This window comes from Rhodococcus sp. P4_C10, assembly GCF_056402135.1.
Map to the genome: position 1 here is coordinate 132269 of NZ_JBFUHZ010000005.1, position 20579 is coordinate 152847.

General features: G+C 70.2%; 20 protein-coding genes and 1 pseudogene. 12 read left to right on the forward strand and 9 right to left on the reverse strand.

Annotation, left to right across the window (positions count from 1 at the left end):
• The first annotated feature begins 7 nt into the window (after window positions 1-7).
• The 4 genes from AC1DWC_RS04220 to AC1DWC_RS04235 all read left to right on the forward strand — a co-directional run bounded on the left by AC1DWC_RS04220 (window position 8) and on the right by AC1DWC_RS04235 (window position 2866).
• Window positions 8-1000: an amino acid ABC transporter permease gene (locus AC1DWC_RS04220; protein ID WP_477906307.1), complete on the forward strand. Its 993-nt coding sequence runs from the start codon at window positions 8-10 to the stop codon at window positions 998-1000.
• Entirely contained in the window at window positions 997-1758 is a 762-nt protein-coding gene (locus AC1DWC_RS04225; RefSeq protein WP_092776250.1) for an amino acid ABC transporter ATP-binding protein, read from the forward strand. Before AC1DWC_RS04220 ends, AC1DWC_RS04225 begins: the two co-directional genes overlap by 4 nt.
• 81 nt (window positions 1759-1839) lie before the next feature.
• Complete coding sequence (locus AC1DWC_RS04230) at window positions 1840-2688, forward strand: SPFH domain-containing protein (RefSeq protein WP_477906308.1); 849 nt, start codon at window positions 1840-1842, stop codon at window positions 2686-2688.
• Between the two features lie 16 nt (window positions 2689-2704).
• Complete coding sequence (locus tag AC1DWC_RS04235) at window positions 2705-2866, forward strand: type II toxin-antitoxin system antitoxin (protein WP_169888380.1); 162 nt, start codon at window positions 2705-2707, stop codon at window positions 2864-2866.
• Window positions 2867-2938: 72 nt separating this feature from the next.
• Here AC1DWC_RS04235 and AC1DWC_RS04240 read toward each other — a convergent pair whose 3' ends face one another.
• Both AC1DWC_RS04240 and AC1DWC_RS04245 read right to left on the reverse strand, forming a co-directional pair.
• Window positions 2939-3445 carry a hypothetical protein gene (locus tag AC1DWC_RS04240; RefSeq protein WP_477906309.1) on the reverse strand — a complete coding sequence of 169 codons (507 nt, stop codon included), beginning with the start codon at window positions 3443-3445 and terminating at the stop codon, window positions 2939-2941.
• Window positions 3442-4545 (reverse strand): DNA polymerase III subunit beta family protein, encoded by a 1104-nt coding sequence (locus tag AC1DWC_RS04245; protein ID WP_477906310.1) that lies wholly within the window; start codon window positions 4543-4545, stop codon window positions 3442-3444. The genes AC1DWC_RS04240 and AC1DWC_RS04245 overlap by 4 nt, the downstream gene beginning before the upstream one ends.
• Before the next feature lie 297 nt (window positions 4546-4842).
• On the opposite strand from AC1DWC_RS04245, the gene AC1DWC_RS04250 reads away from it, so the two are divergent.
• The 4 genes from AC1DWC_RS04250 (at window position 4843) to AC1DWC_RS04265 (ending at window position 7936) form a co-directional block, all read left to right on the forward strand.
• Window positions 4843-5355: a toxin-antitoxin system HicB family antitoxin gene (locus AC1DWC_RS04250; protein ID WP_477906311.1), complete on the forward strand. Its 513-nt coding sequence runs from the start codon at window positions 4843-4845 to the stop codon at window positions 5353-5355.
• Between the two features lie 68 nt (window positions 5356-5423).
• On the forward strand, window positions 5424-6263 hold the full coding sequence (locus AC1DWC_RS04255) for a DUF4097 family beta strand repeat-containing protein (RefSeq protein ID WP_477906312.1): 840 nt from the start codon (window positions 5424-5426) through the stop codon (window positions 6261-6263).
• A gap of 36 nt (window positions 6264-6299) precedes the next feature.
• Window positions 6300-7100 (forward strand): ABC transporter ATP-binding protein, encoded by an 801-nt coding sequence (locus AC1DWC_RS04260; RefSeq protein ID WP_477906313.1) that lies wholly within the window; start codon window positions 6300-6302, stop codon window positions 7098-7100.
• Complete coding sequence (locus AC1DWC_RS04265) at window positions 7097-7936, forward strand: ABC transporter permease (RefSeq protein WP_477906314.1); 840 nt, start codon at window positions 7097-7099, stop codon at window positions 7934-7936. Before AC1DWC_RS04260 ends, AC1DWC_RS04265 begins: the two co-directional genes overlap by 4 nt.
• A 60-nt stretch (window positions 7937-7996) precedes the next feature.
• Here the strand turns inward: AC1DWC_RS04265 and AC1DWC_RS04270 are convergent.
• A pseudogene (locus AC1DWC_RS04270) lies at window positions 7997-8734 on the reverse strand (class I SAM-dependent methyltransferase); the annotation flags it as partial.
• Between the two features lie 74 nt (window positions 8735-8808).
• Window positions 8809-9195 (reverse strand): CD225/dispanin family protein, encoded by a 387-nt coding sequence (locus AC1DWC_RS04275; protein ID WP_477906315.1) that lies wholly within the window; start codon window positions 9193-9195, stop codon window positions 8809-8811.
• Window positions 9196-9451: 256 nt separating this feature from the next.
• Between AC1DWC_RS04275 and rpsA the strand changes: the two genes are divergently transcribed.
• Window positions 9452-10930 (forward strand): 30S ribosomal protein S1, encoded by a 1479-nt coding sequence (rpsA, locus tag AC1DWC_RS04280; RefSeq protein ID WP_072845608.1) that lies wholly within the window; start codon window positions 9452-9454, stop codon window positions 10928-10930.
• 102 nt (window positions 10931-11032) lie between these two features.
• Here rpsA and AC1DWC_RS04285 read toward each other — a convergent pair whose 3' ends face one another.
• Both AC1DWC_RS04285 and AC1DWC_RS04290 read right to left on the reverse strand, forming a co-directional pair.
• On the reverse strand, window positions 11033-11278 hold the full coding sequence (locus AC1DWC_RS04285) for a hypothetical protein (RefSeq protein ID WP_072845607.1): 246 nt from the start codon (window positions 11276-11278) through the stop codon (window positions 11033-11035).
• A 133-nt stretch (window positions 11279-11411) separates the two neighbouring features.
• Window positions 11412-11630, reverse strand: a complete 219-nt coding sequence (locus tag AC1DWC_RS04290; RefSeq protein WP_072845606.1) for a hypothetical protein — start codon at window positions 11628-11630, stop codon at window positions 11412-11414.
• A 119-nt stretch (window positions 11631-11749) separates the two neighbouring features.
• Here AC1DWC_RS04290 and coaE point away from each other — a divergent pair, with 119 nt between their 5' ends.
• Window positions 11750-12964: a dephospho-CoA kinase gene (coaE, locus tag AC1DWC_RS04295; RefSeq protein WP_477906316.1), complete on the forward strand. Its 1215-nt coding sequence runs from the start codon at window positions 11750-11752 to the stop codon at window positions 12962-12964.
• Between the two features lie 6 nt (window positions 12965-12970).
• Here the strand turns inward: coaE and AC1DWC_RS04300 are convergent, their stop codons facing one another.
• The gene (locus AC1DWC_RS04300) at window positions 12971-13480 is read right to left on the reverse strand and encodes a ribonuclease FAU-1 family protein (protein ID WP_477906317.1); all 510 of its coding nucleotides are present in this window, start codon (window positions 13478-13480) and stop codon (window positions 12971-12973) included.
• Between the two features lie 79 nt (window positions 13481-13559).
• Here AC1DWC_RS04300 and uvrB point away from each other — a divergent pair, with 79 nt between their 5' ends.
• Together uvrB and AC1DWC_RS04310 are read left to right on the forward strand one after the other, a co-directional pair.
• Window positions 13560-15722, forward strand: coding sequence for an excinuclease ABC subunit UvrB (uvrB, locus tag AC1DWC_RS04305; protein WP_477906318.1), 2163 nt, complete (start codon window positions 13560-13562; stop codon window positions 15720-15722).
• Window positions 15723-15742: 20 nt separating this feature from the next.
• Window positions 15743-16609, forward strand: coding sequence for an SCO6745 family protein (locus tag AC1DWC_RS04310; RefSeq protein ID WP_477906319.1), 867 nt, complete (start codon window positions 15743-15745; stop codon window positions 16607-16609).
• Window positions 16610-16612: 3 nt separating this feature from the next.
• On the opposite strand, the gene AC1DWC_RS04315 is transcribed toward AC1DWC_RS04310, so the two are convergent.
• Window positions 16613-17521 (reverse strand): ABC transporter permease, encoded by a 909-nt coding sequence (locus AC1DWC_RS04315; RefSeq protein WP_477906320.1) that lies wholly within the window; start codon window positions 17519-17521, stop codon window positions 16613-16615.
• Window positions 17518-20367 carry an alpha/beta fold hydrolase gene (locus tag AC1DWC_RS04320; protein ID WP_477906321.1) on the reverse strand — a complete coding sequence of 950 codons (2850 nt, stop codon included), beginning with the start codon at window positions 20365-20367 and terminating at the stop codon, window positions 17518-17520. The genes AC1DWC_RS04315 and AC1DWC_RS04320 overlap by 4 nt, the downstream gene beginning before the upstream one ends.
• Window positions 20368-20579: the final 212 nt, after the last annotated feature.

The following is a 20579-nucleotide window of genomic DNA, read 5'->3' on the forward strand; positions in this document are numbered from 1 at the left end:
CGAGACCATGTCAGAGAACCAGACCAGCGCCGCGGCGGCCGCCGGCGCCGACGCGGGGGAGCCGCTGCCGATCAAGGCGGTGCCGCTGCGGCGGCCCGGACGGTGGATCGCTGCCGCCGGCGTGGTCGTGTTGCTCGCGCTGTTCGTCTACGGAGCGGCAACCAACGAGGCCTTCGGCTGGGACGTGTACGGGCGCTACCTGTTCGACCGCCGGATCACCGAGGCCGCCTGGGTGACGGTGCAGTTGACGGTGCTGGCGATGGCGTTGGCGGTGGTCCTCGGGGTGATCATCGCGGTGATGCGGCTTTCGCCGAACCCGGTGCTGCGCTCCACCGCGTGGGGGTACCTGTGGATCTTCCGTGGCACGCCGGTGTACGTGCAGTTGGTGTTCTGGGGGCTGTTCCCGTCGATCTACAAGTCGATCGACCTGGGCATCCCGTTCGTGCACCAGTTCGTCCACATCGAGGTGCAGGGTCTCGAGGCCGCATTCCTGTTCGCGATCATCGGTCTCGGGCTGAACGAGGCCGCGTACATGGCGGAGATCGTCCGGGCCGGTGTCGGCTCGGTCAACGAGGGGCAGACCGAGGCCTCGACCGCGCTGGGCATGACCTGGTCGCAGACCATGCGCCGCACGGTGCTGCCGCAGGCGATGCGGGTGATCATCCCGCCGACCGGCAACGAGCTGATCAGCATGCTCAAGACCACCTCGCTGGTGTCCGCGATCCCGTTCAGCCTGGAACTCTACGGCCGCCAGGGGGACATCGCGGGCGCGAACTTCCAACCCATCCCGCTGCTGTTGGTGGCCGCGACCTGGTACCTGGCGATCACCAGCGTGCTGATGGTCGGGCAGTACTACCTCGAGCGTTACTACTCGAAGGGGGCCTCGCGCACCCTGACCGCCCGGCAGTTGCAGGCCCTGGCCGACGCACAGGGCAAGCCCGTCGTGATCGAGCCGTCCACCGGCACCCTGCCCGACGCACCCGGAGGCGAACGCAAATGACCGCGATGGTGAAGGCGGACCGGGTCTGCAAGAACTACGGCGCGCTGCAGGTGCTCAAGGGCGTGTCCCTGGAGATCGACCGCGGCCAGGTGCTGTGCCTGGTCGGGCCGTCGGGGTCCGGCAAGTCCACCTTCCTGCGCTGCATCAACCACCTCGAGGTGGTCAACGCGGGCCGGCTGTACGTGGACGGCGAGCTGGTGGGCTACGAGGAGCGCGGCGGCAAGCTCTACGAGCTGCACCCGCGGGCCGCGGCCCGGCAGCGCCGCGACATCGGCATGGTCTTCCAGCACTTCAACCTGTTCCCGCACCGGACCGCGCTGGAGAACATCATCGAGGCGCCCACCCAGGTCAAGCGGGTGCCCAAGAAGGACGCCGTCGCCCGGGCCCGGGACCTGCTCGACCAGGTGGGCCTGAGCGCGAAGGCCGACGCATACCCGGCGCAGCTCTCGGGCGGCCAGCAGCAGCGCGTCGCGATCGCCCGGGCTCTGGCGATGGACCCGAAGCTGATGCTCTTCGACGAGCCGACCTCCGCGCTGGACCCGGAGTTGGTCGGTGAGGTGCTCACGGTCATGCAGAACCTCGCCAAGGAGGGCATGACGATGGTCGTCGTCACCCACGAGATGGGCTTCGCCCGCGAGGTGGCCGACGAGTTGGTGTTCATGGACGGCGGGGTGGTCGTCGAGTCGGGCAATCCCCGTGAACTGCTGGCCAATCCGCAGCACGACCGGACCAAGCTGTTCCTGTCGAACCTGCTCTGACGGTCGTCGGGGCTGCTGCGCCTCCTCCATTGCTGATATCGTAGTGATATCACTTTGCAATCAACGAGGTTGGGGGAGCAAATGGAGCGACGGGCGTTTCGGCTGAACGGGTTCGGGGTGCTGCTCGGACTGGTCGTGGCGGCACTCGCGGGGGCGGCGCTCGCGCTGACCGCCGGTGTCGGCGGCATCGCTGTGGGCGTGGTTGTGGCGGTGGTGGTGGCCGTCGGGCTGACCGGGTTCACGGTGATCAACCCGAACGAGGCCCGCGTGATCCAGTTCTTCGGCCGCTACGTCGGTTCGGTCTCGCAGGACGGCTTCCAGTGGGTCCTCCCGCTGACCACCAAGCGGCGGATCACGTTGCGGGTGCGCAACTTCGAGACCGCGAAGCTGAAGGTCAACGACGCGGACGGCAACCCGGTGGAGATCGCGGCCGTGGTGGTCTACAAGGTCGTCGACAGCGGCAAGGCGTCGTTCGCGGTGGACGACTACGAGGAGTACGTCGCGATCCAGTCCGAGGCGGCGGTGCGTCACCTCGCGACCACTCACCCCTACGACTCGCACGAGGCGGGCCGCACCAGCCTGCGTGACGGCAGCGAGGTGGCCGCCGAACTGACCGCCGAACTGGGGGAGCGGACCGACCTGGCCGGCGTCGAGGTGGTCGAGGCGCGCATCACGCACCTGGCGTACGCGCCGGAGATCGCCCAGTCGATGCTGGTCCGTCAGCAGGCCGCGCAGGTCGTCGCCGCCCGCACCAAGATCGTCGAGGGCGCGGTCGGCATGGTCGGCCTGGCGCTGGAGCGGCTCGCCGAGCAGGGCGTCGTCGAACTCGACGAGGAACGCAAGGCCGCGATGGTCTCCAACCTGCTGGTGGTCCTGTGTGGCGACAAGGCGACGCAGCCGGTGGTCAACACCGGCACCCTGTACGCCTGAGCCGACCGGACATCCGATGACCGAACGCAAGAAGGTGCTGCTGCGGCTGGACCCGGCCGTCTACGACGCGATCGCGAAGTGGGCCGCCGACGACCTGCGCAGCGTCAACGCGCAGCTGGAGTACGCGCTGCGCCGGGCGTTGGACGAGGCCGGCCGGCCGCCGCGCGGTTCCGGGTAGTCGTGTGAGGTGGTGCGGCACCGCTCGACGAGGCCTCGGTGCCCTTCGTGGTGAGCGGCGCGTCCTTGTGGGTCACGCGGTCGCGCCTGGGGCCGAAGCCCGGACCGCGGTGTCCTGATTCTCGACGGCCGTGGTCACCTCGTCGATCGCCGTACGAATGAGTTCCCCATATGAATCGGGGGGCAGCGCAGACGAGCGCTCCCGGGCGGCGTCGATGTGTTCCCGGGCGGCTTCGAAGGATCCCAGCCGGCGATAGTTGTCGGCGAGGTTGAGGTGAAGCGAGGGATAGAAGCCGGCGATGTGCAGGCTGGCGTGATGTTCTTGGACGCGCCGCTCGGTGACGGCGTCGGCGGCATCGAGTGCGCGCACATCCCAGGCCAGTGCCTGCGCCGGATCGCCGCAGAGGTCGGCAAGGTAATGCGCGAGTGTGCAGCGGTGCAAGGGATCGCCGCTGACTCCGATCACCTTCCACAGGTCCAGGAGTTGGCCGCGGGCCCGGTCCGTGTTTCCGCTGCGACCCTCGGTGATGGCCTTGCCGATCGCGTCCATCATCGGGTCCGCGCTGGTGGGTTCCGTCATGTGTCCTTCCCCTTCGGGTTTGTGGTGTTTTCTCTCGGATGGGGTTTGGTGGGCATGGCAAGGGTGGTGAGATCGCCGTGGTCGGCCGAGCGGACGGTGGCGGGCTGTGCGGGGCCCCTGAGGTCGAGCAGCACGTCTGCGCCGATCGCGGTGCTGACAGCGGGATAGAGCGTGGTCATCTCGAACCAGGCCTCGATCGAGGGCCCACTCACGCGGGCCGGCAGGTGGACGCCCGTGTCCGGTCCGCCGTGGTCGTCCAGCACCGTGACCCCGGCCTCGGTGACGTGCATCGAGATCCGGTCAGCTGGTCGCTCCTCGAGGGCCCGCAGGAGCAATGACTTCGAGGCCTCGACGCGGGTCGTCACCGCTGGTAGCGAGTCGAGCATCGACCGGTAGTCGGGAAACGGCTCGGGCAGTAGCCGGCAATGCCGGTCACCCCGGTCCGGCAGCCGTATCCACATCCCGTGCTCGGTCGCTTCGATCCGAGCCAGAGGTGTGCGCCGCAGGTCGCCGAGGCAACTGCGTAGATCGTCGCCGTTCACCGTCGCCGCCCACGTCGCAGCAGTCGGATCGGCGGTCGCGAGGGTGCGGGTGGACAGACGGTAGCGATCAGTGGCGGTCACGGTCACCGCACCGGTATCGGACTCGAACCGGACACCGCCGAGAACGGCGATGTCCGGTTCATCGGTGGTGGCAGTCAGAACCTGCTCGATCGCCGCCGCCAACACCGGCCCGCTCAGCGCAACGACTACCACTGCGGGCTCCGCGGCCAAGGCTGCCTTGATGACGGCGGCCTGCTGTCGTGCGGCCGTCGCGCCGCTGACCACTGCGTCGACATGCTGGTCGACCAGGCGAACTGCCTCGTCGCGTCCAGCGTTGAGGACGGATTTCGCGGTTGCGAGCGGCATACCGATCTCGCGCAGTTGCCGGAGCAGAACGGCCCGCTCGAGCTGGTCTTCCCCGTAGAGCCGGTATCCGGAGACCGGGTCGACCTCCGCAGGCAGTAGCAGCCTTGCATCGGCGTAGAAACGCAATGCGCTCGCCGTCAGACCGCTCCGACTCGCGAACGACCCGATCGACATCAACCCGAAATCCGCCACCCCGACATCATTGGGCTTCGACCTACCTGAAGGTCAACCAGGGCGGTGGCCGCCACCGACGCCATGCCCCGCGACAGCTGGTTGCCGGTGGTGTCGTCGTGGCCGCCGGCGACGTTGTCATGCCCCGGATCTCCCCGGGAGCGCTCCAGCGTGGCGCATCTTCGCGTTCGCCCACCCGCGCCGTCGGCCGCTGTGACCTGTGCTTTCGTCTGCGCAGCGCCGTGCTGGCACCACTTTGACACCAACAATGACGCGCTACCTATTGCTATGGCATTCGAGTGGTGTCATAGTGGTGTCATGGACCTGACAAGATACGTCGACGAGCTGCAGCACCAGCTCGCCACCGCAGCCGCCGCGGGCGGGGACGAGGCACGTGAGCTCGCCGCCCGCATGACGGCCCCGCTGGACGCCGCCGTCCGACTCGTGCTGCTCGAAGCCCTCTCGACGGCGGCGAACGAGATCACGGCCGAGCTCGCCCCGGGGTCTGTCGATGTGCGCCTCCGGGGCCGCGACCCGGAGTTCGTCGTCACCCCCGCCCCGGCCCCGACGTTCGAGGCCCCGGAGCCCGCGGCCGAAGAACCGGTCCGGCCCACGGTTCTCGACCCCGACGACGTCAGCACGTCCCGCACCACGCTCCGCCTCCCCGACCAACTCAAGTCCCAGGCCGAGGCGGCGGCGGCTCGTGAGGGCGTGTCCGTCAACACGTGGCTCGTGCGCGCGGTCGCTGCCGCGCTCGTACCCGCCGCACCGTCCCGCGCGGCAGCGCGCAACTCCAGCACCTCCGGTCGGCTGACCGGCTGGGTGCGTTGACCCACACCGCCCAACCGCAGTCCCGCGCCCTGCAAGCAGTGGCAGACACCAGACCCGGAGGACCCACCATGCCCACTTTCGCGACCCCCGAACCGATCACGGTCTCCGTCGACATCGCCGTTGGCGCCGTCAACCTCGTCGCGAGCGATCGCGCCGACACCGTGGTCACCGTCCACCCCGGCGACCCGAGCAAGTCCGGCGACGTCAAGGCCGCGGCGGAGACGCGCGTCGACTTCCACGACGGCACCCTGACCGTGCAGACGAGCACCAGGTGGAAGTACCTCACCAAGTCCTCCGTCGAGCTCACGATCGAGCTTCCGGCCGGCTCCGCCCTGCGGGGCAGCGCGCTGGGCCCCCTGTTCGTCCAGGGCGCGCTCGGCACCTGCTCGTTCACGAGCCGCGCCGGCGACATCCGGATCGACGAGGCCGGTCGGCTCGACCTCCGCGCGAGCGCGGGTTCCGTCGTCGTGGGGCGCGCCCTCGGCTCCACCGAGATCGTCGTCACTGCCGGCGGCGTGCGGATCCGCGAGCTCGACGGAGACGCCACCATCAAGAACACGAACGGTTCCACCGAGATCGGCGCGGCGACCGGCACCCTGCGCGTGAACGGCGCCCACGGTCCCATCTCGATCGACCGGTCGCTCGGTGACACCACCGCCCGGACCGCGCACGGAAACATCCGCGTCGAGCAGGCCGTCGGCGGCCGGGTCCAGCTCGAGAGCTCGACCGGCGCGATCGAGGTCGGGGTGCCGGAGGGCACCGCCGCCTGGGTCGACGCCACCGCGCAGCACGGCAAGGTCCGCAACCTCCTGCGCGGCGCCGCCGGCCCCGACGAGAGCGACCGGACAGTCGAGGTGCGCGCCGGCACCAGCTACGGCGACATCGTCGTCCGACGTCCGCACGCCTGACCCAGGCCCTGACAACCCACCATCGAAGGAGAACCCATGACCACCACCGTCCGCGGTCCCGCGATCGAGGTCGCCGGCCTGCGCAAGTCGTACCGGTCGAAGGGGGGCGAGCAACTCGTGCTCGACGGCGTCGACCTGGTCGTGCCGGCCGGGACCGTGACCGCACTGCTCGGCCCCAACGGGGCAGGCAAGACCACTGCCGTCGGCGTCATGTCCACCCTGCTCGCCGCCGACGCGGGCACGGTCCGCATCGCGGGCCACGACGTGGCGCGTGAGCCCGAGGCGGTCCGCGCATCGATCGGCGTGACCGGCCAGATCACCGCCGTCGACGAACTGCTCAACGCCACCGAGAACCTGCGGCTCATGGCCGACCTCAATCACCTCGGCCGCGCCGGGGGGCGCCGCCGGATCACCGAACTGCTCGAGCGCTTCGGCCTCGCCGACGCCGCGCGCAAGCCCGTGGCGACCTTCTCCGGCGGCATGAAGCGCAAGCTCGACCTCGCGATGACCCTCGTCGGGTCACCGTCCGTGGTCTTCCTCGACGAGCCCACGACGGGCCTCGACCCGCGCAGTCGCCGCACCCTGTGGGACGAGGTGCGGACGCTCGTCGCCGCGGGCACCACGATCCTGCTCACCACGCAGTACCTCGAGGAGGCAGACAAGCTCGCCGACTCGGTCGCCGTCCTGAACGGCGGCCGCATCGTCGCCGAGGGCACGCCCGCCGAGCTCAAGGCCGCGCACGACACCGGCTCACTCGACGACGTGTTCCTCGCCCTGACCGAGCCGCCAACCGAGACCGAGACCGACACGACGCAGGACAAGGAGATCGTCCGATGACCACCCTCGCCGCCACCCCGCTCGCTGCAACCCCGAGCCCCAGCCCGGTCGCCGACGTCGTTACCATGCTGCGCCGCAACCTCTTACGCGCGGTGCGCTACCCGGGGCTCACCATGTTCCTCGTCGCCGGCCCGCTGGTGATGCTCGTGCTGTTCGTGTACGTCTTCGGCGGCGCCCTCGGCGCAGGCGTCATGCCCGGGGTCGCCCCCGGTGCCGACGGGCGGGCGGCGTACCTGGACTACATCACGCCCACTCTGTTCATCCTCACCATCGTGGGCGCGGGACAGTCCGTGGCCATCAGCGCCGCCATGGACGCCGCGAGCGGGATCATGGCGCGGTTCAAGACCATGGCGATCTCGCCGGGGTCCGTGCTCTCCGGGCAGGTGCTCGGCACGGTGCTCCAGTCGCTGGCAGCGCTCGTCCTCGTGCTCGGCGCGGCACTCGCGATGGGCTACCGTCCCGACGCCGACGTGCTCGACTGGCTCGCGCTGCTGGGTCTGTTCGTGCTGCTGGGGCTCGCCCTCAGCTGGCTGTGCGTCGCCATGGGGCTGAACGCTCGGAGCGTCGAGACCGCCAGCAACACCCCGATGATCCTCCTGCTGCTGCCGTTCCTGGGCAGCGGGTTCGTGCCGGTCGAGACCATGCCGACGGCGGTGCGCTGGTTCGCGGAGTACCAGCCGTTCACGCCGATCATCGAGACCGTGCGCGGGCTGCTCGCCGGCGGCGCGGGGCTCGAGGGCGCGGTGGTTGCGCAGGCGGTCGGCTGGACCGTGGCGATCGGCGTCGCCGGATACGCGTGGGCGCGCTCGCTCTACCGGCGCGAGCGTCGCCTCTGAGCGTCACGTCGGGGGGGGGGGGGGGGGGGGGGGGGGGGGGGGGGGGGGGGGGGGGGGGGCGAGTCCCGCCGCGACGATCTCGCGCACCCGGTCGCCGATCGTCCGGTGGTGCTCCACGTAGGTCGGCACCCCGTCGTCGTCGACCTCGACGTAGGGGGTGCGGTCGAAGTACGGAATCGTCGCGGTGAGCCCCTTGGGGCCGGGGTCGTCGGGGAAGATCCAGCGCATCGGGTGGTTGACGGAGAAAACCCAGAGCCCGCCGGGCCGGAGCACCCGGGCCACCTCGCGCATCACCAGCGCGGAGTCGGCGACGAACGGGACGCCGCCGAAGGCCGAGCAGGCGATGTCGAAACTCGCGTCCGCGAACGGCAGCGACTCGGCGCCGGCCTGAACCAGCGGCACCCGCGGCCCGCCCGCGGCCATCGCGTCGAGTCCGCGCGCGAGCATCCCCTTCGACAGGTCCAGGCCCACCGCCCGGGCGCCCTGGCCGGCCAGCCAGCGCGCGCAGGGCGCAGAACCGCAGCCGATCTCCAGCACGTCCTTGCCCGCGACGTCACCGAGCAGGTGCACGTCGCCCTCGTGCAGGCCCTCCGGGCACCAGACGAACTCGCCGCCCGCGGACTCGACGCCGAGGAAGTCGCCGTGGGTGCGGTGGTAGTCGTCGGCGTCCGCGTCCCACCAGGCGCGGCTGGCGCGCTCGCTGTCGGCGGAACCGACGCGGGTGCGGCTGACCCCGGTGGTGCCGAGGACGGCATTGGCGGCGGCGTGCCGGTCGTCGGGAACGGGTGGTTGCGTCATGTGTTCAGCCCCTGGCAGGTGTGCGGTCGGACGCCAATCATCCAACGTCGGGCCGGCGCGGCGGGGCAGGGGGGCTAGTGCATCCGGGGGTGCACGAACTCGTGGTCGACGCCCTGCGACATCCACACGACCGCCATGATCGAGTAGACGACGACGAACAGCAGTGCGAGTGCCCCGAACAGCCAGAGCGAGATCTGGCCGAGGCGGCGGGCACGGTCGGACGCGTCCGTGGATCCCTCGACGTCGCCGTCCGCCCACAGGGGGTAGACGTTGAACGAGTGGGTGAACGCGGCGAACGCCAGCGGCCAGAAGAAGACCAGCGACGCCACGGCCCAGCCGACGTTGCTCGGCGGCCGCGTGCGGCGGTCGGGGCCGGCCGGTCGCGGCGCGTCGGGGGTGTCGGCGGGTGGGGCGGGTGTTGCTGGTTGGAAGGGTTGAGGATTCTGATCCGGAGCGGTCATGTCGGTACTCCTCGTGTGACTTCTGTCACTGTCGACGGTACCGAGTCCCCCTGAGGGATCGCTGAGTCCGGTCGGCGGTGACCGGTCGCGAATGCGGTCGTATCCGACCCGGGTTTGCCCAGCTAGCTACCGGCCGCGTACCCTAATCCACGCGAGTGTCCGCGGTCGCGCACCGAAGTTTGGAGCGCAGTCGTCTGCTCGTAGGTCCGACAGAACACCATCAACCGACACCTATCCCTCCGGAGCAACTCACCAAATGCCCACAACCACTCATACCTCGCCGCAGGTAGCCGTCAACGACATCGGCTCCGCCGAGGACTTCCTCGCCGCGATCGACGCCACGATCAAGTACTTCAACGATGGCGACATCGTCGAAGGCACCATCGTCAAGGTCGACCGTGACGAGGTTCTACTCGACATCGGTTACAAGACCGAAGGCGTCATCCCTTCCCGCGAGCTCTCGATCAAGCACGACGTCGACCCCAACGAGGTCGTTTCCGTCGGCGACGCCGTCGAGGCTCTTGTTCTCACCAAGGAGGACAAGGAAGGTCGACTGATCCTGTCGAAGAAGCGCGCACAGTACGAGCGCGCCTGGGGCACCATCGAGGAGCTCAAGGAGAAGGACGAGGCCGTCAAGGGCACCGTCATCGAGGTCGTCAAGGGCGGCCTGATCCTCGACATCGGTCTCCGTGGCTTCCTGCCCGCCTCGCTCGTCGAGATGCGTCGTGTCCGCGACCTCCAGCCGTACGTCGGCAAGGAGATCGAGGCCAAGATCATCGAGCTCGACAAGAACCGCAACAACGTGGTCCTGTCGCGTCGCGCGTGGCTCGAGCAGACCCAGTCCGAGGTCCGCAGCGAGTTCCTGCACCAGCTCCAGAAGGGCCAGGTCCGCAAGGGCGTCGTGTCCTCCATCGTCAACTTCGGTGCCTTCGTGGACCTGGGTGGCGTCGACGGCCTGGTGCACGTCTCCGAGCTGTCCTGGAAGCACATCGACCACCCGTCCGAGGTTGTCGAGGTCGGCACCGAGGTCACCGTCGAGGTTCTCGACGTCGATCTCGACCGCGAGCGCGTCTCCCTCTCGCTCAAGGCGACGCAGGAAGACCCGTGGCGTCAGTTCGCCCGCACGCACGCCATCGGCCAGATCGTGCCCGGTAAGGTCACCAAGCTGGTTCCGTTCGGTGCCTTCGTGCGCGTCGAAGAGGGAATCGAAGGCCTCGTCCACATCTCCGAGCTGGCCGAGCGCCACGTGGAGGTTCCGGACCAGGTTGTCGGCGTCGGCGACGATGCTCTCGTCAAGGTCATCGACATCGACCTCGAGCGTCGCCGGATCTCGCTGTCGCTGAAGCAGGCGAACGAGGACTACAGCGCCGAGTTCGACCCGTCCAAGTACGGCATGGCCGACTCGTACGACGAGCAGGGCAACTACATCTTCCCCGAGGGCTTCGACTCCGAGACCAACGAATGGCTCGAGGGCTTCGACAAGCAGCGTGAAGAGTGGGAGTCCCGCTACGCCGAGGCGGAGCGTCGCCACAAGATGCACACCGCTCAGATGGAGAAGACGGCTGCCGACGAGGCCGCCGAGGCTGCTGCCGGCGCTGCCGGCACCAACTACTCCTCCGAGACCGGTGCGGACGAGAGCGGCGAGGCTGTCGCGGCTTCGTCCGAGGCAAGCGGATCCCTGGCCAGCGATGCACAGCTCGCTGCGCTGCGGGAGAAGCTGTCCGGCAACGCATAGTCTGACGACCCGCTAGTCGGGTCCGACCCGAGAGCCCCGGCCCTTGCAAAAAGGACCGGGGCTTTCTGGTGTCCGGGTGTCGGGTGTGCGGGCGGTTGCGGTTCAGGCCCCGTTGCTCGACACCAGCTCGTCGAGCAGGGCGGCCTTCTCCACGAGGTCGTGTTCTGTCGGGTTGTCGGCGTCGGGCAACTCCGCGAGGAGGTCGTCGCGGGTGGTGACCACCCAGGGCGACTGCCGCGTGACCTCCTCGCCGGAGAAGATCTTGAGCGATCCCTCCTCGAGCACCAGGGTCGGTGCCGGGAGAGTGCTGCCGAGGAGCTGTCGGAGGTCGTTCGCTGTGACGGTCATGTCTTCACGCTAGGACCGTTGCGCCGCGCTCGCATCCCTCGTTGCGTACACGAACGAGAGTGACCCCGCCCGGGACTGTCGGGCGGGGTCACTCTCGTTCACCGTGTCGGTGGGTGGCGGTCAGCTCACCTGGTCAGTTGGCGACGGCGGCGGTCGGCGACCAGGAGCCCTGCATCTCCGTCGTGCGCTTGCGCATCGATGCGAAGCTGTGGCGGGCCGGGCTGAGCATCTGGGTGAACCAGTTGCGGCGGTGGTCGGCCAATGCCAGCGCGACCTCCGGGATCAGGATGCAGTGCACTCCGTCGACCATGCCGAGACGGTGCCGACCGGGGTGAGTGAGGCTGCTTCGCATGGTGATCCTTCTGATTGAAAAGAGGCCTGGTCGTCACGGACGAAGATATCCGAAAACGCAGAAAACCTGGTGTATTTGGGCTGGATGTGCTTTGGCGTGTTTGGTGACAGACTGTTGCGGTGTTGCGAATCGGCCTCACCGGAGGCATTGGAGCAGGAAAGTCCACTGTGTCGAGGATTCTCGGCGAGCTCGGGGCGGTGATCGTCGACGCTGACAAAATCGCCCGTGAGGTCGTAGAGCCCGGTACTCCCGGATTGGCCGCTCTGGTAGCTGAATTCGGCAACGACATCCTAGCCGACGGGGAGCTGGATCGTCCGGCTCTGGCTGCCAAGGCATTCGGCGACGACGAGGCACGCGGTCGGCTCAACGCGATCGTGCACCCGCTGATCGGCAGTCGCACCAATGCGATCGTCGACTCGGCACCCTCGGATTCCGTGGTGCTGCAGGACATTCCGTTGCTCGTCGAGGGTCGAATGGGCCCGCTGTTCCACCTCGTCGTGGTGGTGCACGTGGAGGCGGAGGAACGGGTCCGACGCCTGGTCGAGTTGCGCGGCATGCCGGAGGCCGACGCCCGAGCCCGGATGGCAGCACAGGCCACCGACGAGCAGCGTAGGGCCGCGGCCGACGTGTGGCTCGACAACAACGGCCCGGAGGGCGACCTGGACGTCGAGGTCAGGGCCCTGTGGGAGCGGTTGACGCGGTACGCGGAGAACATCCGAACCGCCACGGTGGTCCGCACGCCGCCGGTGCTGGTGCCCGCGGACCCGTCGTGGCCGGACCAGGCGCGCCGGCTGACCGACCGGCTGCGGGCGGTGTGCGGGGCCGCGGCCGTGCGCGTCGACCACATCGGCTCGACCGCGGTGCCGGGCCTCGACGCCAAGGACGTGCTCGACTTCCAGGTGACCGTGCCGAGCCTGGCCGTCGCGGACGAGTTGGCCGGGCCCCTCGCCGCCGCCGGGTTCCCGCGAGTGGAGTCGGTCACCGCGGACGATCCGAAGCCGGCGTACGACATCGGCGGCGAGGCAGATCCGGCGCTGTGGGACAAGCGGTTCCACGGCGCCGCCGATCCCGGGCGGCCGGTCGATGTGCACGTGCGCGTCGACGGCTGGCCCGGTCAGCGGTTCGCGCTGGTGTTCCGGGACTGGCTCACCGCGGATCCGCAGGCGCGCGCCGAGTACCTGGCGGTCAAGCGTGCGGCGGCGGCGCAGGCACTCGGCGCTCCGGACCTGGCGACGGCCGCCGACCGGTACGCGACGGCGACGACGCCGTGGTTCGACGGTGCCGCGGTGCGCGCCGAGCAGTGGGCACGCGACGCCGGGTGGACCGCCGGGTGACCGGCGTCAGCGCCAGCTGACCGGCATCCCGCGTGAGGCCAGCCACGCGTCGAGGTCGTGGCCGTGGCTGGCGATGCCGTCCACCGCCACCACGGCCCGGGTGATGGCCCGGTCGGTGGTGGCGGCGTCGAGCATGCCGGCGGCGTGCGCTGCGACCAGTTCGTCGACGTCGAGGAGTTCGGTGTCGCGGCCGGTCCGCACCACCAGGTCCAGGTAGTGGTCCTGCGAGCGCCACACCGCGCCGCCGTCCGTGTACTCGCCGATGTCGACGTAGCGGTCCTGGTCACGGGCGTGGAATGGGTGGTAGTGGAAGATCGACGCGCGCAGGCCGAGCTCGGGCAGCAGCCACGACTCCAGGTAGTGGAAGTGCGGGTGGTCCGACGGCCGGGCCATGTACAGGCCCCACGGCTCGGCGTGGTAGTGGTCGACCGGCCGGACGAATCCCTTGGGGTCCGTGTTCGTCCGGTCGTCGAGGCTGAAGGACTCGATCTTCGGGGCGTGCACCGCGGCGTCCATAGCTGCAGAAGCTACCAAGCGCATCCTCCGCGCGCGGATCGGCGACGAGCATGTCGGACCCCCGGCCTACCCTGGTTCCATGGCGTTTGCATCCGAGCATCCCGTGGTGGCTCACTCCGAGTTCCGGCCCGTCGGCGAGATCGAACGGTCCGACGGCCGCTTCGAGGTGGTCAGCGACCACCGGCCCGCGGGCGACCAGCCGACCGCGATCGCCGAGTTGGAACGCCGGATCCAGGCGGGCGAGGAGAACGTGGTCCTGCTCGGCGCCACCGGCACCGGTAAGTCGGCCACCACGGCCTGGCTGATCGAGAAGCTGCAGCGGCCGACGCTGCTTATGGCGCCGAACAAGACCCTCGCCGCCCAGCTCGCCAACGAGTTGCGGGAGATGTTGCCGAACAACGCCGTCGAGTACTTCGTCTCGTACTACGACTACTACCAGCCCGAGGCGTACATCGCGCAGACGGACACCTACATCGAGAAGGACTCGTCGGTCAACGACGACGTCGAGAGGCTGCGGCACTCCGCGACGTCGAGCCTGCTCTCGCGCCGCGACGTGGTGGTGGTCGCCTCCGTCTCGTGCATCTACGGCCTCGGCACCCCGCAGTCGTACCTGGACCGGTCCATCGAGCTGGACGTCGGCGTGGAGGTCCCGCGCGACGCGCTGCTGCGGCTGCTGGTCGACGTCCAGTACAACCGCAACGACGTCGCGTTCACCCGCGGGTCGTTCCGGGTCCGCGGCGACACCGTCGAGATCATCCCGTCCTACGAGGAGCTCGCCGTCCGGATCGAGTTCTTCGGCGACGAGATCGAGGCGCTGTACTACCTGCATCCGCTGACCGGCGAGGTGGTCCGGCAGGTGGACTCGGTGCGGATCTTCCCGGCCACCCACTACGTGGCCGGTCCGGAGCGGATGGAACGCGCGGTCAAGGACATCGAGGCCGAACTCGAGGCGCGGCTTGCGGACCTGGAGGGCCGGGGCAAGCTGCTCGAGGCGCAGCGGTTGCGGATGCGCACCAACTACGACCTCGAGATGATCAAGCAGGTCGGTTTCTGCTCGGGCATCGAGAACTACTCGCGGCACATCGACGGCCGGCCCGCGGGTTCGGCGCCGGCCACCCTGATCGACTACTTCCCCGAGGACTTCCTGCTGGTCATCGACGAGTCGCACGTGACCGTCCCGCAGATCGGCGCCATGTACGAGGGCGACATGTCGCGCAAGCGCAACCTGGTGGAGTTCGGGTTCCGGCTGCCGTCGGCCACCGACAACCGCCCGCTCACCTGGGAGGAGTTCAGCCAGCGGATCGGCCAGACCGTCTACCTGTCGGCCACCCCCGGCAAGTACGAACTCGGCCAGTCGGGCGGCGAGTTCGTCGAGCAGGTGATCCGGCCGACCGGCCTGGTGGACCCGGAGGTGGTCGTCAAGCCCACGAAGGGTCAGATCGACGACCTGGTGCACGAGATCCGGCAGCGCACCGACAAGGACGAGCGGGTCCTGGTTACCACCCTGACCAAGAAGATGGCCGAGGACCTCACCGACTACCTGCTGGAACTGGGCATCCGGGTGCGCTACCTGCACTCGGACATCGACACGCTGCGCCGGGTGGAACTGCTCCGTCAGCTGCGGCTGGGCGAGTACGACGTGCTCGTCGGCATCAACCTGCTCCGCGAGGGACTCGACCTGCCCGAGGTGTCCCTGGTCGCGATCCTCGACGCGGACAAGGAGGGCTTCCTGCGCAGCTCGACCAGCCTCATCCAGACCATCGGCCGCGCGGCGCGCAACGTCTCCGGCCAGGTGCACATGTACGCCGACCGGATCACGGACTCGATGCAGCACGCGATCGAGGAGACCGACCGGCGCCGGGAGAAGCAGATCGCCTACAACAAGGAGCGGGGCGTCGACCCGCAGCCGCTGCGCAAGAAGATCGCCGACATCCTCGACCAGGTCTACGAGGAGGCCGAGGACACCGCGGCCGGGGTGGACGTCGGCGGGTCCGGACGCAACGCGAGCCGCGGCAGGAGGGCGCAGGGCGAGCCCGGACGCGCGGTCAGCGCCGGGGTGTTCGAGGGCCGCGACGTGAAGTCGATGCCGCGAGCCGAACTCGCCGACCTCGTCAAGGAACTCACCGACCAGATGATGAACGCCGCGCGCGACCTGCAGTTCGAGCTGGCCGGCCGGCTGCGCGACGAGATCCAGGACCTGAAGAAGGAGCTGCGGGGGATGGACGCGGCCGGGCTCCAGTAGCTCCCCGCTACGGTTGCGGGATGGACGCCCAGACCGCAGGCCGGTACGCGAAGACCTTCGACGCCTTCCACAGCATGTGCTATTTCGTGCCGGAGGTGTCCGACGCGCTCGTCGCGGCCGGCCTCGAACCCGGCGGGATGACCTACTTCGCCGGACGGTCCGCGGCGATGGGCCGGGTCACGGCGCCGGTCGTCGCGGCGACGTTCTACACCTTCAACCCGGAGTTGGTGGCCACCTACCTGCCGCGGGCCTGGGAACTGGCGAACCCGACGGAGATCGTCGCGGCGCGCTACATGGGTGCGGATGCGGCACTGCGCCGACTGCTGGGCGATGCCGTCGTCGGGTCGGTCGAGATGGCGGAGGCCGCGGACATCGCGGCCATCGCCGCGCGTGCGACGCGCCCCGAGGGGCGGCCGCTGTTCGCCGCGCACGCCGCCGTGGAGCAGCCGGCCGAGCCGCACCTGTCGCTGTGGCACTCGTTGACGCTGTTGCGGGAGTACCGCGGCGACGGTCACACCGTGGCGCTGCAGGCGGCCGGGCTGTCCGGGATCGAGGCCCTGGTCACGCACACCGCGACCGGCACCGGCTTCACCGAGAAGGCCGCCCTCTCGCGTCGCGGCTGGAGCCGCGAACAGTGGGACGCCGCGAGCGCGGACCTGCGCGACCGTGGTCTGCTCGCCGACAACGGAACCCTCACCGAGCTGGGCACGGAGATCCGGGAGGTGACCGAGGACGTCACCGACGACCTGGCCTTCGCGCCGTGGGCCGAGCTGGGTGACGCCGGGCTCGACCGGCTCGCCGAGCTGCTGACGCCGATGCGGGCCGCGATCCTCGACGCGGGCACCTACCCGCCGAACCTCTTCGGCCAGCGCTGGGGCAAGTGGTGAGCCTCAGCTGGTGATGTCCTTGACCGCGAAGCGCTGCCAGGCCAGCACCCCGAACACCGCGGCGTAGGCCAGGGCGGAGAACGACCCGACGACGATGTCGTGCCAGTCGACGGTGGGGGCGAGGAACCTGGTCCAGGCGAAGGAGAAGTGTCCGGGCAGCAGGTCCCGCCAGCCGCCCAGTGCGGTGATCTGGTCCAGGATCTGCACGAGGATCGAGACCATCACGGTGCCGCCGACCGCGCCGAGCGGCGCGTCGGTGAGCACCGACAGCAGCATCGCCAGCCCGGCCACCCAGGTCAGGTTCACCGCGATGTACGCCAGTGCCAGTGTCAGCCGCCCGACCGCGTCGCCGTAGCCCAGCGAGTCGCCGAACGGGGTCACCAGTGGTCCGGTCCCGTACAGGGCCGTGCCCAGTGCCAGGCCCACGCCGAACAGCAGCAGCAGGGCCAGCACGGACAGTGCCGCGGACACGATCGCCTTCTGCCGCAGCAGCCGGCCGCGGGGGACCGGGATGGCCAGCAGGTACCGCAGCGACGACCACGACGCCTCGCTGGCCACCGAGTCGCCGAAGAACAGCGCCACCACCACGATCAGCAGGAACCCGACGGACATGAACAGGCAGAACACGGTGAAGTTCACGCCGCCCCGGGTGCCCAGGTCGATCAGGTTCACCGCGCCCGGGGACGACGAACCGGAACCGCCGATCGCGAAGGCCGCGGCCAGGATCACCGGCAGCAGCGCCAGCAGCCCGAGCGCCAGGTGGGTGCGCCTGCGCAGGAACTGGCGGGTCAGTTCGGTGCGCAGCGGCAGGGTCGAGTGCGGCCGGTAGCCGGGCGCCCGGCCGTCCGCGGCCGCCGCGTCACCACGGCCGTCGGCGGCCGCCGCGTCACCGCCACGATCTGTCGACGTCACGTCGCCTGCACCTCCTGCTCGGGGGAGTCCGACGTTGCGGATCTCCGTGGTCGGGGCATCGCCGCGTCGTGCTCGCGATGGTCGGAGACGTGGACCAACCTCAGGAAGACGTCCTCGAGGCGGGTGGTCCCGCTCAGCCCGCGGACCCCGACGCCCGACTCGACCAGCGCGCGTACCACCACGGTCGGGTCCGTGGCGCCGAGGTCGAGCCGGACCGTGGGGGTCTCGCCCTCGACCACGTGCACGCCGGTCGGGCCGTCGAGGCCGTCGAGCACCTCGAGGGCCCGCGCCGCGTCGTCGACCCGCAGTTCGGTGGCGCCCTCCGCCGAGGTGAGCGCCTCGACGGTGCCGGCCGCGATCACCCGTCCGTGGTTCATCACCACCACGTCGGTGCAGGTCTGCTCCACCTCCGCGAGCAGGTGGCTGGACACCAGGACGGTCCGCCCGGTGCGTGCGTAGGCGACCAGGACCTCGCGCATGGTCCGGATCTGCGGCGGGTCGAGTCCGTTGGTGGGTTCGTCGAGGACCATCAGGTCCGGCAGCCCGAGCATCGCCTGCGCGAGGGCCAGGCGCTGGCGCATCCCCTGACTGTAGGAGCGGACCTTCCGGTGGACGGCGTCGCCGAGGTCCGCGATCTCGAGGGCCTCGTCCATCCGGGCCTCGGCGGCGGGCCGGCCGGTGGCCTCCCAGTACAGGCGCAAGTTGTCGAGACCGCTCAGGTGCGGCAGCAGCCCGGAGCCCTCGACGAACGAGCCGAGCCGTGAGAGCACCGGCGCGCCGGGGGTCACCAGGTGCCCGAACACCCTCAGCTCGCCGCTCGACGGCGTGATCAGGCCCATCAGCATCCGCAGGGTGGTGGTCTTGCCCGCGCCGTTGGGGCCGAGGAGCCCGAGCACCTGGCCGCGGCGCACGGTGAAGCTCACCCCGTCGACCGCGCGGAAGCCGTTGTCGTACGACTTGTGCAGGTCGGTGACCACGAGCGGGGTGTCGAGCAGGGCCGGGTCCACCGCGGCGACCGCGCGCCGCCGCGACCGGACCGCGCCGACGATGCCGAGGAGCACCACCACGGTGAGGATCGCGCCGATCCCCACCAGCGGCGCGACCGGCAGGGCCCGGCGGTTCGTCGTCGCGGGGACACTCGGGACGGTGATCGCCGGGTCCGTGAGCGCGACGGTGAACTGGGCCGGGGAGAGCGGGTTCGCGTAGGCCTGGTCGGTGGCGGCGAGCACGAGTTCGAGGTGGTGCCCCTCCGGCACCTGGTGGGCGATTCCGGGCAGCGTGACGGTCAGCGGGACCGGTTGTCCGGCAGGCGCGTCCGGCAGCCGGATCGCGGCGACCGCCCCGCCCGGCAGGGTGCGCCGGCCCTGCGGGCTGACGTCGTAGAGCTTGGCGAACAGCACCGCCTCAGCGGGGGCGGCGAGCGTGGACACCTCGACCGTGACCGTGCTGGTGCCGGTGACCGTCAGCGGATGCTCGAGCGGCGCCGTGGCGAAACGCGCCGACTGGCCGGGCGGATCGGCTGCCAGGTCGAGGGCCGGCCCGGCCGCAGACGCCAGGTTCGAGACCGATGCGCCGAGTCCCGGCACCGACGACAGGCCGGCGGGCGAGGCGCCGGGCGGGCGGACCAGGGTCTGCTCGGAGCCGATCATCGGCAACGAGACCGTCGGGGTGGGGTCGGTGGGGACCGCGCCGAGCCCGGGGTAGTCGGGGGCGGTCATCCGGCGCTGCGCCGGTGCACCCTGGTCCGTCGGTGCGCCGGGCAGGGTGAAGACGAACCGTGTGTCGGGCTCGCCGTCGCCGAGGCGGTCGGACAGGAAGGCGGCCACCGCGCGCTGGCTGGGCGCGGAGTCGCCACCGGCGTCGTGGCCGCCGGGAAACCAGCGGACCTGGACGGGGGCGCCCGCCGCCGCGATCTGCCGGGCGTTCGCGTCGGCCTGGTCCAGCCCGAACAGGGTGTCCTGTTCGCCCTGGACCAGCAACGTGGGCGCGGTGACGGCGCCGATGACGGCGGCGGGGGAGTGCGCGGTGAGCATGGCCAGCAGTTCCGGGCTGGGGCGGCCCGTCTCGGCGGCTGCGGCGTAGGCCTGGCAGATGGTGGCGAGGAACCGGCCGCACGGCCCGGAACCGGGCGCGGGCCCCGCGCCCGCATCCGACGCACCGCCCGCGCCGGCCCCGAAGAAGATGCCGGCCCAGCCCCGCTTGAGCACACCGGGTCCGCCGTACCCGGCGGCGGCGGGTGTGGTGCGCGCCACCGGCCCGGGCGTCCCGAAGTTGGGAAACAGTGCCTGGCCCAGGTCATTCCAGGTGATCGACGCGGCGATCGCGTCGATCCGCTGGTCGGTGCCGCCGAGTGTCAGGGCGAGCGCCCCGCCGTAGGAACCGCCGGTCACGCCCACCCGCGGATCGTGCGGGCCGTCCTGGCGGACCTCGGTGCGGCCCGCCAGCCAGTCCACCATGGCGCGGGCGTCCGCCACCTCCCGGTCCGGGTCGTTCAACGAGATCTGCCCGGTGCTGCGCCCGAATCCACGGGCGCTGTAGGCCAGCACCACGAAGCCGTCCTCGGCGAGATCGCGCGCCTGCGCAGCCACCGAGTCCTTGCTGCCGCCGAATCCGTGCGCCAACAGCACCGCGGGGGCCGGGGTCTGCTCCGGAACGTACAGGCGGGCATCGAGATTGACCTGATCGGCGGAGCCGGGACCCTCCGGCAGCGCGAACTGGACGTCCTCCGTGGTGACCGCCGGCGCCGACCTGGACGTCCAGGTCACTGCCGCCGCCACGACGAGAAGCAGCGCGACCGCGGCCACGGCTGCCCACGCCCGGAGACTTCGCGGTCGCGGTAGGTACATGAGACCCAATCTAGCCATGTGGCGCGGATGTGCGTTGTAACGCAATTCCCACTACCCCGGCGGCCGTCCGACTAGGGTTTTGCGCAGCGGCTGGGGTGTCAACCGTGAGATTCCGTGCATGCCCCGGTGAGGAAGAATGCACTACGACGCAATGCACTACGACGCAATGCACCACGAGACAGTGCAGCAGGATCCATCGCACCGAGGATCCA

Coding starts and splice junctions, on each gene's coding strand:
- AC1DWC_RS04235 (WP_169888380.1), top strand. CDS start 2,705: ATGACCGAACGCAAGAAGGTGCTGCTGCGGCTGGACCCGGCCGTCTAC.
- AC1DWC_RS04255 (WP_477906312.1), top strand. CDS start 5,424: ATGCCCACTTTCGCGACCCCCGAACCGATCACGGTCTCCGTCGACATC.
- AC1DWC_RS04300 (WP_477906317.1), bottom strand. CDS start 13,480: ATGGACGCCGCGGTGCACGCCCCGAAGATCGAGTCCTTCAGCCTCGAC.
- AC1DWC_RS04265 (WP_477906314.1), top strand. CDS start 7,097: ATGACCACCCTCGCCGCCACCCCGCTCGCTGCAACCCCGAGCCCCAGC.
- AC1DWC_RS04230 (WP_477906308.1), top strand. CDS start 1,840: ATGGAGCGACGGGCGTTTCGGCTGAACGGGTTCGGGGTGCTGCTCGGA.
- AC1DWC_RS04225 (WP_092776250.1), top strand. CDS start 997: ATGACCGCGATGGTGAAGGCGGACCGGGTCTGCAAGAACTACGGCGCG.
- uvrB (WP_477906318.1), top strand. CDS start 13,560: ATGGCGTTTGCATCCGAGCATCCCGTGGTGGCTCACTCCGAGTTCCGG.
- AC1DWC_RS04275 (WP_477906315.1), bottom strand. CDS start 9,195: ATGACCGCTCCGGATCAGAATCCTCAACCCTTCCAACCAGCAACACCC.
- AC1DWC_RS04250 (WP_477906311.1), top strand. CDS start 4,843: ATGGACCTGACAAGATACGTCGACGAGCTGCAGCACCAGCTCGCCACC.
- AC1DWC_RS04285 (WP_072845607.1), bottom strand. CDS start 11,278: ATGACCGTCACAGCGAACGACCTCCGACAGCTCCTCGGCAGCACTCTC.
- AC1DWC_RS04240 (WP_477906309.1), bottom strand. CDS start 3,445: ATGACGGAACCCACCAGCGCGGACCCGATGATGGACGCGATCGGCAAG.
- AC1DWC_RS04220 (WP_477906307.1), top strand. CDS start 8: ATGTCAGAGAACCAGACCAGCGCCGCGGCGGCCGCCGGCGCCGACGCG.
- AC1DWC_RS04260 (WP_477906313.1), top strand. CDS start 6,300: ATGACCACCACCGTCCGCGGTCCCGCGATCGAGGTCGCCGGCCTGCGC.
- AC1DWC_RS04290 (WP_072845606.1), bottom strand. CDS start 11,630: ATGCGAAGCAGCCTCACTCACCCCGGTCGGCACCGTCTCGGCATGGTC.
- AC1DWC_RS04310 (WP_477906319.1), top strand. CDS start 15,743: ATGGACGCCCAGACCGCAGGCCGGTACGCGAAGACCTTCGACGCCTTC.
- AC1DWC_RS04320 (WP_477906321.1), bottom strand. CDS start 20,367: ATGTACCTACCGCGACCGCGAAGTCTCCGGGCGTGGGCAGCCGTGGCC.
- rpsA (WP_072845608.1), top strand. CDS start 9,452: ATGCCCACAACCACTCATACCTCGCCGCAGGTAGCCGTCAACGACATC.